This is a genomic window from Paenibacillus baekrokdamisoli (assembly GCF_003945345.1).
GTDB lineage: Bacteria > Bacillota > Bacilli > Paenibacillales > Paenibacillaceae > Paenibacillus_Z > Paenibacillus_Z baekrokdamisoli.
The window spans coordinates 6,130,284-6,143,241 of sequence record NZ_AP019308.1 but is presented as its reverse complement, the minus strand read 5'-3'; the positions used below and the strand labels follow the sequence as shown (position 1 = coordinate 6,143,241).

General features: G+C 43.3%; 11 protein-coding genes and 1 pseudogene. 1 reads left to right on the top strand and 11 read right to left on the bottom strand.

What is annotated here, in order from left to right; genetic code table 11:
* Positions 1 to 13 precede the first annotated feature (13 nt).
* The 7 genes from EKN16_RS27045 to EKN16_RS27015 all read right to left on the bottom strand — a co-directional run bounded on the left by EKN16_RS27045 (position 14) and on the right by EKN16_RS27015 (position 8,538).
* Positions 14 to 832: a carbohydrate ABC transporter permease gene (locus EKN16_RS27045; RefSeq protein WP_125664061.1), complete on the bottom strand. Its 819-nt coding sequence runs from the start codon at positions 830 to 832 to the stop codon at positions 14 to 16.
* An 8-nt stretch (positions 833 to 840) separates the two neighbouring features.
* A complete protein-coding gene (locus EKN16_RS27040; RefSeq protein ID WP_125664059.1) occupies positions 841 to 1,746 on the bottom strand; it encodes a carbohydrate ABC transporter permease in 906 nt (301 codons plus the stop codon).
* A 133-nt stretch (positions 1,747 to 1,879) separates the two neighbouring features.
* Positions 1,880 to 2,812 carry a ribokinase gene (rbsK, locus tag EKN16_RS27035; protein WP_125664057.1) on the bottom strand — a complete coding sequence of 311 codons (933 nt, stop codon included), beginning with the start codon at positions 2,810 to 2,812 and terminating at the stop codon, positions 1,880 to 1,882.
* A 409-nt stretch (positions 2,813 to 3,221) separates the two neighbouring features.
* Positions 3,222 to 4,340: a Ger(x)C family spore germination protein gene (locus EKN16_RS27030; RefSeq protein ID WP_164523007.1), complete on the bottom strand. Its 1,119-nt coding sequence runs from the start codon at positions 4,338 to 4,340 to the stop codon at positions 3,222 to 3,224.
* Positions 4,337 to 5,434 carry a GerAB/ArcD/ProY family transporter gene (locus EKN16_RS27025; protein ID WP_164523006.1) on the bottom strand — a complete coding sequence of 366 codons (1,098 nt, stop codon included), beginning with the start codon at positions 5,432 to 5,434 and terminating at the stop codon, positions 4,337 to 4,339. Before EKN16_RS27025 ends, EKN16_RS27030 begins: the two co-directional genes overlap by 4 nt.
* Entirely contained in the window at positions 5,431 to 6,966 is a 1,536-nt protein-coding gene (locus tag EKN16_RS27020) for a spore germination protein (protein WP_125664051.1), read from the bottom strand. The genes EKN16_RS27025 and EKN16_RS27020 overlap by 4 nt, the downstream gene beginning before the upstream one ends.
* A gap of 387 nt (positions 6,967 to 7,353) precedes the next feature.
* Positions 7,354 to 8,538: a type 1 glutamine amidotransferase family protein gene (locus tag EKN16_RS27015; RefSeq protein WP_164523005.1), complete on the bottom strand. Its 1,185-nt coding sequence runs from the start codon at positions 8,536 to 8,538 to the stop codon at positions 7,354 to 7,356.
* Between EKN16_RS27015 and EKN16_RS33280 the strand changes: the two are divergent.
* A pseudogene (locus EKN16_RS33280) lies at positions 8,503 to 8,639 on the top strand (NAD-dependent epimerase/dehydratase family protein); the annotation flags it as partial. The gene EKN16_RS27015 and the pseudogene EKN16_RS33280 overlap by 36 nt on opposite strands.
* A 197-nt stretch (positions 8,640 to 8,836) precedes the next feature.
* Here EKN16_RS33280 and EKN16_RS27005 read toward each other — a convergent pair.
* The 4 genes from EKN16_RS27005 to EKN16_RS26990 form a co-directional block, all read right to left on the bottom strand.
* Positions 8,837 to 9,622 carry a hypothetical protein gene (locus EKN16_RS27005; RefSeq protein WP_125664047.1) on the bottom strand — a complete coding sequence of 262 codons (786 nt, stop codon included), beginning with the start codon at positions 9,620 to 9,622 and terminating at the stop codon, positions 8,837 to 8,839.
* 14 nt (positions 9,623 to 9,636) lie between these two features.
* Positions 9,637 to 10,632, bottom strand: a complete 996-nt coding sequence (locus tag EKN16_RS27000) for an ABC transporter substrate-binding protein (RefSeq protein WP_125664045.1) — start codon at positions 10,630 to 10,632, stop codon at positions 9,637 to 9,639.
* 128 nt (positions 10,633 to 10,760) lie between these two features.
* Positions 10,761 to 12,404: a helix-turn-helix domain-containing protein gene (locus EKN16_RS26995; protein ID WP_125664043.1), complete on the bottom strand. Its 1,644-nt coding sequence runs from the start codon at positions 12,402 to 12,404 to the stop codon at positions 10,761 to 10,763.
* Between the two features lie 122 nt (positions 12,405 to 12,526).
* On the bottom strand, positions 12,527 to 12,949 hold the full coding sequence (locus EKN16_RS26990) for a Rossmann-fold NAD(P)-binding domain-containing protein (protein WP_164523004.1): 423 nt from the start codon (positions 12,947 to 12,949) through the stop codon (positions 12,527 to 12,529).
* Positions 12,950 to 12,958 lie beyond the last annotated feature (9 nt).

Below are 12,958 nucleotides of genomic sequence, written 5' to 3'. Positions count from 1 at the left end.
GGCAGTTAATCGGCTACCCTTTGACAGCCCCTTCAGATAAAGCTTGGACAAAATATTTTTGCAAAAATATGTAGACGGCTATAACAACAATTGAGGTAATAACCATGCCTGCAAAAACAGGGCCAAACCCATATACGTATTTTTTGGAGGCCATTTGTGCCATCCCGACGGCAATCGTGTACATTTTGGGACTGGAATTGGATATGAACGCCCACATGTATTCGGACCAAACCCCTATAAATTGGAGGATGCTCAGTGTGGCGACAGTCGGCATCGTTAAGGGGAGCAAAATTCGGTAAAAGGTTCGCCACTCCCCACAGCCGTCCATTTTTGCGGATTCGCTCAGCTCATTGGGCAATGCGGCGAAGGAAAACTGCATGAGCAGAACCCCCATCGGAACAATCGAACAGATATACGGACCAATCATACCCGGATAGGTATTAAGCAGTCCCAAATCGCGATTGATGAAAAAGACAGGCAGCAGCAGCACGGGCGAAGGCACGAACAGGACAAGCGCAAACGTCACCTGAAGCGTCCTTTTTCCGAAAAACTTCATTTTGCCGAAAGCATACCCCGCGACGACACACACGGCTACACCGCCTACTAGACTGATTAAGGTCACCAGCAGCGTGTTCCCATAATAAGTCGCGAAGCTCGCCTGCTCCCAGGCAGTGATATAATTTTGCCAAATGAATCGATGAGGCAAAGACCATTGGTTTCCAAAAAATTCAACGTCCGTTTTGAGTGATTGCAGCACTACCCAAAAGAGCGGATATAACGAAGTAAGTGCGAACAGCGTAACGATAAGCGTCATCATCGATCGTTTGAACATGCGATTCCTCACCTTTCCACCCGTACGTCTTTGGCATTGATTTTCCGTAAAATCAAACTAACGAGCCCCACCAGTACAGTTACGATGACGAATACCATGATCGCAATCGCATTGGCATAGCCGTAGTGATTTTCCTTAAAACCGATTTTGTATATGAGCGTAGAGGCAATTTCCGTCGAGCCGATCGGCCCTCCTTGCGTCATAATCCAGACGATGTCGAATGAGCGAAAATCGTTCGCGATCGATATAATTAACAATAACATAATTGTCGGAAGCATCATCGGCAAAATGATATGCCATACCGTTTTGATTCCGGTGCATCCATCTATTTTGGAAGCTTCAATCATTTCTTTGGGGATTTTGAGCAGGCTGCCCAACAATATCAGCATATTAAAGGGGATCGTTCTCCACACCCAGACTAGGATCACGGAAAACAGCGACGTATTCGGACTTCCCAGCCAAACCTGCTGCCATGATTTTAAACCGATCAGTCCGAGAAAATTGTTCAGCATCCCAATCGTCGGTTCGAAGATCAGCGACCAGATAACAGCAGATACCGCCAGCGGGATAATATAGGGGAGAAATAGAACAACATTGAAGAATTTCCAGGCGAAAACACCGCGAAATAGAAAATAAGCAAGAACAAAGGCGATGCTCATCGAAACCGCCATCTCCGCAAACATGAGAATCAGATTATTGGACATCGCCTGATAAAATCGTTGATCTTTAAACCCCTCCGCGAAATTATCCAACCCTATGAAGTGGTCCAGCTTTCCGATACCATCATAGTCGTAGAAACTCATTTGGAGGGATTTAAAAAAAGGGAATACAAGGTAAAGGACAAAGAAAAACATCGCCGGAAAAATCATGGCATAGGCTAGCATTTGCTTATTTAGAACGCGTATGGGAGGCATTTCAAATCACCCTTCTCGTAGAATGACCCCAGTATATCACCGCCTAAATAAGTGAACAACGATACTAATTTCTGATTGATTGCTTTTTTTTCGGGTTAGGAATCCTTCAATTTTACGAACATATCTCGGAACATCAAGTCCCTGTGGATGTAATGGATAAAACCTCTTCCCATACAGGCATACCGTCCTGTGCCCCGAATCGAGTAACGGAAAAGGATGCCGCCTGAACCGCAAAAGAGATCGCTTCTCTAATAGACATCCCTTGGGATACCGCAACAGAGAATGCCGCATTAAAAGCATCGCCGGCTCCCGTCGTGTCTATGACCTGTACATTGGGCGCGGATATCGTGTACAGCTCATCCCCCTCGAGGTATGAGCATCCCTTGTCCCCTCTGGTAATCAGGACCCTAGCGCCGAACTCGTACTCCCATTGCCGCATCGCTTGGGCTAAGCTTTCTTCATCGTCCCAAGTTGTTCCACTCAGGATTTCGAACTCCGTTTCATTCGGTGAAATAAAATCCACAAGCTGTGTCAGGTCACGAGAAAGCGGTACGGCCGGAGCCGGATTTAGAATGGTCCGTACACCCGAACGGCGCGCCCATTCCAAAGCCCGCCGGACGGAGGCGAGCGGAATTTCCAATTGTACTAACAGCGTATCGGCTGACCCAATCCGGTCTCTATATGTGTCAACTAGCTCCGAAGAACACCGGAGATTGGCACCGGATACGATGACAATGCTGTTATCCTCAGGTGTATGCGTAATGGAGGCTGTTCCGGTCGATATGTCTCCCGCTCGAACAATCGCTTCTGTGGAAACGGAGCAGGCTTCCAGCCGTTCGATAAGCTTATCGCCGAACGCATCGCTTCCCACTGCACCGATCATGGAGACTTGCGCGCCAAGCTTCGCGCAGCCTATAGCCTGGTTCGCGCCTTTTCCCCCGGGAATCGTGTGCAGTTGTCGGCCGTGAATGGTTTCTCCCCTTCTTGGCATCCTCTCCACCATAACAACCAAGTCCATATTGAGACTGCCTACCACTGTAATGCGCTGTTCTTTAATAACTATCATCCTTTCATTGGACTAAGCCGGGAATGGATTCCTTAACTGCTCCTTCATTTTAAACTAGCAGCTTCCGTTTTAGATTTCATGATTCGGGGGACTTCTATCATCATTTGGTTAAAAACCTTAGTGTCTTGCATCCGTAAGTCGATGCACTGCCAAGCGCACAAAAGAGACGAGCCCGTCGGCTCGTCTCCTCATTCATGTTTACCCATCGATTAATCCCGCTTTTAGCAGCATACGGTAAAGGAACACAGTCGTCTCCGCACGAGTTAATGACTTCTGCGGCGTACAAAAGCAATAGCGCAGGCCAAGGAACTTAAACTTCTCGGTCAGAGCACATGACATTTGTAACGGCTATCGCCGTCCTTGGCGGCGAAGCTATGCTCAAAACTATGGCGAAGCACTATGCTCAAAACTATTCGGTAACCCCAATATTTTTGATTATTACTTTAGTGGAAATGTTTACTGTTGCTTCAGATAAAGCTTTCCCCCAGTCATCCTGAACTTTCTTCCAGTTTTTATAGTCATGTGCCCGCACATAATGCCCAAAACCAAAAGGAGCGACTTGATGCTTTTGAGCTTTCTTGATTAAAGCATTACATTCTTTTGTCAGTTCTTGTGAAATGGCTTGTTCTAACTGCTTGCTCTTCTTCTCTAAGTCTAAAGAAAACATGCGTTCCGACAAATTGATTTGAACCTTCATTTGCATATCGATTGTAAAATGGTTTTCCGCGAATTTTGTCTTGAGGTTATACTTTACCTTCTTGATGTCGAAACTCACATAAGACATTTCTTCATCCGTATGAAATCGTTTAGGATCTAGGTGAAATGTTAAAGAAATCGTATTTTTCGTATTTCGCTGTATCAATAGCAATAGGGAAGTTTCTTTATTATTCAAGGAAGCAGCATAAGTGCCATCTTTATGTAACAGAGCTGTTCCCGACATGACGAGGTCATTTTTCTCTACCTTCATTTCAGATAGGTAAGGGGTCGCTCTTTTGTCCAGCATTTGCTTATGAAATTGCTGCAGTGAGGTTTGCACTGAATTACTGTTCTTAAATGTGCTTTCTGCCTGATCGTTGATCACGACACCGATTCGGCCTTTATCGCTCATGTTGGCATACATGACCTCTTTCACGGTTCCATTAACCACAATCACGTTCGCATTAATCTCATTTCGGGGATCACGAAAGAGAACATCCAAGTAGGGAAACGCATTTCGTTGCAGCAGTAGTTTTTTTCCGATCAGAACCGTTTGTGTTTTTCCGTAAGCTATCGAACCGATCGTCTTCGAATTGATTTTCGCCTTCGAATCGCGCATTGAATGAGCTGTCGCGGATGTGATTTTATATTTTTCTTTGGCTTCTTTGCTGAAGACAGGAGACGACGTGTACACGACCAGTTTATTGTGCTCATCCAGATCTATACCTTCTATAAGAACAAACTGTTGTTTCTCTATATACACTGGTTTGTTACACCCTGGCACAAACAATAAGGCTGCCCATGTTAGAATCAGGAGATGCATTTTTTTCATTGTTTCTGTTCCTTTCTCAAGAAATGAAAAAGCCATCCGTAGATCCAAAGGAAAATGGGGAATACACCAGCGAAATATAAACCTACCTCTCCCCACCATTTGCCCATTTGAGTTATTTGGCTAGAAGAAGGAATAAAAAAGAATGACAATAGGATCCATAGGAACAAGAGTATGCGTAAAGAATTTCGGTGATCCTGCTTGCCGAATAATTGAGTAACTCCCAACACAGCCGTGTAGAGGTAAGGAATGAGCGTTATAAACAACATAAACAAATAAAAGCAGAGAAAAATGAATTCCAGCCCTTCCAAAAACGGCAGTCGGATGAGCTTCAATAAGTTGAGCGTGGGATAAACGAAGTCTGTCACCTCTTCCGGAGAGAATCTGACGAAACAAATGACTGTAATTGCTAAAAATATGATCATAGATAAAGAATTTGCAATAATAATTCCCTTGGAAGCGGATTTCTTATCCTTTAAAAACGGATATAGAATGAAAGCCAGTTCAAATCCGAGGAAAGCAAGGATGGTCGATTTTACGGTAACCAGAATCGGAAGCAAGCCTTCTTTTGCGATTGGAAGAAGGTTAAGCCATTGGATATCCTTCAGTGTATATAACAATAAGAAGGGCATCCACATAGAGACAAGAAAAACAAGCTCGGAAAAGAGTCCAATCACCCTCATTCCATGCTTGGCAATCATATAGTTGGGAATGACAAACAGGATCATCAAGACGAAGTTCGGCATATCCGGAACGATCCATATCTTTATGATATGAATCGTTGAAAACATGACAACGAATGCTGCAAATGCTGCGTACAGTATCCATAGAATAGATATACTTTTACCTACCCATTTGCCAAAGTATCTGGACAAAAGATCAAATAAAGTAGATTCGGGATTTTTTTCCATAATTTTCAGGACAACTAAGCTTAGTAGAATAGCCAAAATCCAACCCAATATAATGGATATCCATCCATCTGTACCGGCAGTTTTAGCTAAATCGCGGGGAAGGGAGAGGACTCCGAGTCCCACTTGGACTTCAAATATAATAAAGATGTATTGGAGCAAGGAGATTTGATTGTACGAATATTTCATTGTTGCTTCTCCCCCTCTCTGTTTGCTCCCTGTCTTTTTAGTTGAGTCGGTTCGTTCGAGAGCGGGCGATTTTTCATTTTCCACATGGGCATCCGTATCCATACGTCTTTCCAGTCAGGAAGTCGGATGGGAACAATCGGACTTCCGTAGGGGACACCAAACGATTCCATGGAGATAAGGTGAGCCCCGATAATCATCAGTCCAATTACAATCCCCACCATTCCGAACAAAGAAGCAAGAAACATCATTGGAAAGCGTAATAGACGTAAGGAAGATGACATATCGTAATCAGGTACAATGAAAGAGGAAATGGCCGTAAGCGCAACGATAATTACCATAATATTGCTTACGATTCCCGCTTGTACCGCCGCCTGACCGATGACGATCCCTCCTACAACACCTATTGTTTGTCCAATGGGACCTGGGAGGCGTAAGCCTGCTTCTCTTAACATCTCTAAGGATAGTTCCATGAGAAGCGCCTCTATAATCGGTGGGAAAGGAACTCTCGCTCTGGATTCCCCAATCGATAACAACAAATCCAAAGGCAATAATTCATAATGAAACGAAACAATGGATATATAGATAGCCGATAAAGAGATCGTGGTAATAAAGGCTAAATAACGTAACAAACGTATAAAAGAAGCGATGATCCAGCGATTGCTGTAATCATCGATGCTTTGAAAGAACACCGAAAAGTTTACAGGAGCAATGATCACACTCGGTGAATGATCGACAATAAGCGCTATTCTTCCCTGTAAAATATGGGATGCTGCGGAATCGGGACGTTCCGTCAATGCTAGCTGGGGAAACAGGCTGAACGGATGATCTTCGATAAATTCCACCAATTCTCCTGTATTTAATACGGCATCCACGTCAATTTGCTGTAGGCGATCCTCCATCTCTTTCACGAAGTCAGGTTGAACGACATCTTCTAGATACAACATCGAAATTCTCGTTTTCGCCCGGGATCCGACTGTAGATTCCTTGATTTTCATTTCGCGATTAGGAAGATATCGGCGTATGAGGGCAATGTTCTGCCCGGACGTTTCAACAAACCCTTGATGTGACCCCTTCAATGTCGATTCGATTTGGGGCTCTTGAATAGCTCTTTGAGGCCAGCCTTGAGTATGCAAAGCGAGCGCATGGGGATGTTCATTAATAAACAGGATGCTTTTACCTTCAAAAATCGATTGTTCAATATCAAGCCATAAGGCTACCGTTTCTGTCTTCCCTATCGTAGTCGATGACTCTATATTTTTCATGGAATCTAATTCATGGATCAATGGGTGTAAGATGTGATTTTCTACCGATTCTTTATCAATCAGTCCATCCAAATAAACAAGCAAAGTAGTGTTCCCCGTTTTCAATTGAATATGACGGATAACAAGATCGGGGGTATAACTGAATAATTGTTTTAAGATATCCAAATTAATGGCGAGACTTTCAGAGATTGGTTGGTTAAGATTATGGGAGAATAACTTTTTTTTTGAAATCGTTTTTTTTCCACCAAACCATCTTTCGAAAAAATTCATGATTTCAACCCCATCCTTACTTAAATACTAAACGATAGGTTTCCCGTGAAAAAAGGTAATTATTCCGAATTTTTACACTATGCTCCAAAAGAGCCTATTGGCGGCAAACCGCAGGTCCGCACTCGAATTGGTATGAAAAAAGTAAGACGCTTCTGAAAGGGGCTGTCCCAAAAGGGTAGACCCAAGTGAGCGAATCCCATAATATTTGCAAAAGAACCTTCAAAGCCACTATGAAAGTGGATCTGAAGGTTCTTCTTTACCCGAATATTACGTGAAAAGTGGGGACTGAATTTTCCGGAAATGACTTTTGAGACAGCCCCTTATTTAATATTTTTAACTTCCTTAGTTACGTCATTGCTAGAGTTGATCAAGCATCTTGTGCTTATGTTATTCAACCTCAACAATATGGAATATATCTATTTTAGGTAACTTTATTCTAGACCTTTTTCCGTCGTATTCTATCGAAATTTTTTCCTCTCTCTCCAGAAGCCTTGCTTCCTTGATTGTTCCGGGTATCTCGATGTACACGTCATATATCGGGGATATAGGCAGTTCCTCCTGTTGATTGATTGCCGCAAAATATCGTTTATGCTCTTTCTTCCATCCTACTATTTCGATACAGCTCGGTGCATTTGATTTGAATTCCCATTGACTGTACAACGATTCTAAAAGTTTATGCACGACCCTTTTGCTCATGTAAGGCTTGGATTTTTCTATGGGCGCTGACAGCCACATGATTTTCCCTTTTCCTACACTTTTCAAAATAATCGCGGGCATATCCGTAGCTGCACCTGGGGGATTGGAATGAATGGCGGCAAATTGCTCCCCTTCCTCCATGGTAAATGGCAGCGAAATCGTTGCCAGTACACTACAAGGCCCATTAATTTCGACAATATGCTGTTTTCCATCTACAGATAACGGATTTTTTGCGTTAAATCCCTCAAACATTTCGATTCCTGCTTCTGTCGGGTTCATGTAGGTAAAACTATGTTCCGTCATTCCCCTATCCTTAACTTCCAACAGTTCATATAATCTTGGATGTCCGATATGCCCGCTTACATATAAATTACCACCACCGCGTACATAGCTCTCGATGGCATCCATTTCATCATCACGGATAGATGCGACGTCAGATACAACTAGAATATTATCTTCGACATTTTTTAGATTTCGGCTGGCAATAACATCAAATGGGATGTTATTTTCCCTTACTATGGACGCCATACTAACCTGACCTGCAAGAAAATCCTCCCCTACAAGCTCGCTAATACGGTTTCCATTGTTGTTCCAAGTAAACTTCGAATGGGTGGGTACCCAGATCGATACATTACTCAACATCTTTCCGCTGACATATTGTTCATATTTACGAGTTTCGTCAAAGACATTTTTCATCACATCGGTATAAACTTCCGACGCAATGGTGCCGTCCGGATTCATACCGTCGCAAAGCGAAAAGGCGCCATTATGCACCAAAGCGGTTATCGCATGCAGCAGAAATTCTTCCTTCGTTTTGTCGTGGTATGAAACAACAGATTGCCTGAGGCGTATGAACGATTCCCTGCGTTCATCCATGACCCCGAGCAGCGTGACGCATTCTATGGAGTTATATTGACACTAGAGATGCAGCAGAAGCTTACCAACTAGCCATCGAAGCAGAAGGGCTGGGAAGCATCTTCGCTTAACAATACAAAAATACCCCGTAATTAGTTACAATTACGGGGTTCAAGTCTGATGTTAAAAAACTGTGTAACTCATTTGATTGATTCTTCGGTGAACGAACTAGCTTATGTAACCAGGTGTCCTCATAGAACAAACCCACCACAATCATAATCAAGAAACGTGTACCCAAGCTGGAAGTAGAGATTATTCATCAGATAGCATTCGCTCTCATTAATGCCCGATCCTTTTCTTTCAATCGAGGGCATTCATAACAATAGCCAAATTCCGTATCCAAGCGATAAGCAAGGCAACAGGCTGTTTTCAATACTATTTTTCGCTCAGGGATATTCGGATGTTCAATGAATCTGAGTGTAATATCAAACGGATTTTTGCGGAGTCCGAACGCGCTGGAATCGATACCGTTCATAAGCATTTGAAAATGAAAAACGTTAGTCTTCCTGCTTTCCTCCTCCGAAGCTTCGCCCCACTCTTCTTCCATTTGAGCATATAATGCATTAACGATTTGCCCCCATAAAGGAATGGCGCTCATTTGAGCCAGTTGGGATAGAACTTCAATCAAGGGCGTTACGTGTTCCCTGTAAAATGAATCGAGCGATTTCTTACGCCAAGTGTTACGGTCCGTTATCGGCATTTTCCTAAAACGCGTTTCGTTGATTTTAAATGAAAAAAGGGGATATTGATCACCTGCATATAATTGTACGGATAAATTAGATAATGATAAATCCAATATCACCGCATCGCTACGGAACAGCATATGATGCATCGCACAACATACTCCCGCATACCAACTGATAAAAAACACTGCCGCTGTAGAGCGTTCTTTTGCTTTGATGAGCGGGCTGTACGTGTCGATCAAGCGCATCATATTTTCTGCATTTAATAGATCAGATGCAGGCATGGTAAGCACAGTTTTCTCGGGCTCATACAAAGTCAGGAAAAACTTCTCTTCCAGCTGTTGAAAGTCAACCGTGCCCATTGCATGCCCTCCCGTTATTTTTGTTTATTTTCAAAAGCATGAACGACATCGTCAATGGCATAGCTGTCAGCCAAAGGAGACATGCCCAGACTAAACCATTCCTTGCCTCCCATCATATAGACCTGATTTTTCTTTACCGCCGTCATGTTTTTCCACAACGAGCTATTCAGCATATCCTTATACCTATTCTGAACTTCTTCGCTGGCCTCATCATCTAGCTGTAAAATGATATGGTCAGGATTATATTTGGGTATTACCTCCAATGAAATCGAAAGGCTGAGCTCACTCTGCGGAAAATCTTTAACAGGTTTCAGTCCTAACTGCTTATGGATGAAACTGCCTCGGTCAATATTTTCACCATAAATAACGAGTTCCTTTGCCATAATCATCATGTACATGACCGTCTCGTCTCCAACAAGGGTGTGGAGCTTCTTCTTGGCTTCGGTTTCTTTCAGTTGCAAATCCTGAATGACCGTTTCAGCCTGATCTTTCTTACCCAGAACATCTGCAATATCCCGCAATTCATCACGCCAATTATCCCGCTGCGGCAAAAGCACGGTTGGTGCGATTTTGGAAAGTTGAGTGTAATCCTTATCGGCCCACCATGTGGGGGCAATAATTAAATCAGGCTCAGATGCTAGAATTGCTTCAAAATCAGGCGTTTGGGCAATTCCCATCTTCAACGTATCTTTAAATGGTTCCTTTAGGTAGGATGGGAAATCCTGATGGTAGTTTTGAACCGCAACGGGCGTAACGCCAAGTGCATATAATAACTCCGGGTAGACAACAGAAAGTCCAATGACCCTTTGGGGCTCAGTTGGAATAGTGATGTCTCCTTTCAAGCTTGCTATAACACGCTGTTTATCTGATACTCCTGCATTCGTTTTATCAGAATTTCCAGATGCAGTGCCGGTCTTATTCGACTCGGTTTTATCAGCTGCACAGGCAGTACATAACATGACTAACAATACGATAACTAATCCTGCAATCAAACGTCCATTTCGCTTCATTCCTCGGTGCTCCTCCTGAAAATCTAATTTACAAATGACAACCGTCTATTAAAAATGATTATCATTATCATATAACAGGAGTATAGATGAATTTACAATTTTGGTATATTGACAATAGCGACATTTTTTTATGCACGATTCCGCCAAAGCCTCAGCGCTTCATCAAGCATGAGATCATGGGTAAAAGCTGTATATTCTACCCAAGGGTACGAGGGGAGGAAATCTACCCGTCTATTCCTGACTGCTTTCAGATCACGCCATAGCTCAGAGTTCATGAGTGTTTGCCAACTCGATTGCGATAGGGCATCATCGTCCACGATGAGCAATAACCAATCCGCATCAATATCCGTTAGTTGAGCTGGTGTCACCTGCTGATCCCGCTTCATGTGATCGACTCCACGCGCGGGCGCGATATGCAGATCGTCGTAAAACACCGTGCCCAGGCTTTTGCTGCTCAATACGTTATAGCTATCTCCTGTAATTCTCAGGATGAGGAGATTGTCATCCTTGACCAAGAAATTTACCTGTTCTCGTACATAACGAGCCTTTCGATCATAATTTTCAAGCCAAGCTTCGGCTACTGCTGTCCTGTCCAGAAACTTCGCTATTAAGCGTAAATGCATACGCCAATCGTTCTCCATCCAGGGTAAAAAAAACGCGGGGGCGATTTCTCTGAGCTTGGCCTGTTCATCGACAGGTACAAGATTATCAATGCCGATGATAAAATCGGGAGCAGCAAGCCGTATCTCTTCTCTCTTTAATAATTGAGATGAACTCAGCGGCAGAACCGAATCCGTTTGATACTTTCTCTTGTAATAATCGGTCCAGGGGTGATCGGCTGGTGCGGCGCATGGGATGATTTGAAGAGACATCAGCTGTCCAATGTTGGAGAAATGATAAGCAACTATTTTGTTTCTGCTGTTTTTCATATATGTCGCTGGAGGCACACCCGATATTTGTTTGAATTTGCGCCGAAAATAAATATCATCATGGTAGCCTACATGCCGTGCAATATCCCGGAGACGAATTTCTCCGCCTGTCCTAATAAGCTGCTGCGCCTGAGTAATCCGAAAGACTGCCAAATACTCGATCGCGCTGCAGCCATACCTTTTTTTAAATAATCGCATAAAATGACGGGAACTGATTCCTGCCACCTTGGCCAAATGTTCGATCGTCAGATCTTGCTGATAATGCTGTTCGATATAGCCTCTCACATATTCTAGCGCAGCTTCCGAATCGTTTTCTTGAACAAGAAGAGCATCTTGCAGGATCGTATACAGCACTTCTTGAAAGAGAATTTGACCGCGAACCGGGTTTAAAGGTTCCTTGCTCTGCAAGCAAAGGTAAATCGTTTCGCATAAAACTTTAACGGAAACCGGAGATGAAACGATAACTTCCCCTTTTAACGGAAAGTGGCTATTCCGCTTGATAATCTGCATAGAATTGGATGATGAAGGGTCATCTATAAGAACATCGAATCGCAAATGATAAAACCCGCGTTCATCAAATGATTGCGCAGCTGCTTCGATGAGTTGACCAGGCGTACAAACGTAAACGCTGCCTTGTCGCAGTTCGATGAATTGACCGTCAATGTTAAGCCAGCCTTGACCGCTAGCCGCTATAAAAATCATGTGGGACTCGATAAACTGAAGTTTTAATTTCCATTCGTTCGTATTGTTCTTGATTTGTTCAATTTCCCGAAGCTTGAAGGTCATACCTTCGAGTGAGGCATATTCATTATGTTTAATGTTCTCTTTATCTATATCTACCAAGCAAGCTCACCACCCTTTTACTAACTAAGAACATATTAGCTCACATTTATTCTCATCGCAATTTCAATGTGTAAGCTTAAATTACTAGTTAGAGCATATACGAAGCGAAGCATGCAGACAATTCACTTGATGGTCATACTTTCCAATGCTTTTTTGTTCACAATATTCGGGATTTCCCTTCCCTCGAGGAAGTCGATAATGCGATTAGAAGTCAAATTTCGCAGCCGCGCTTCCGATTGCTCGGAATACCAAGCAATATGGTTGGTCACGATTGCTTTAGGATGATGCAGCAGGGCTACTTCCTCCAAGCAATAATCCGGCACGTTCATTACCGTAATCCCGCGTTTACTCGCAGCCTGCAGCGAAATACTGTCCAAACCGATGCCTTCTCTGGCAATCAGCTTTAAACTGGGCATCTGATCCAAAAGCGCCTCCGTAACTTGCTGAAGCTGTACGACCAGAATCTCGGCATCCTCTATCGTGTTCGGTAAATCCGCAGTCGCAATACCATCATAGACATCAACTTGATAACCAGCTTTACGCAAAATCAGTAG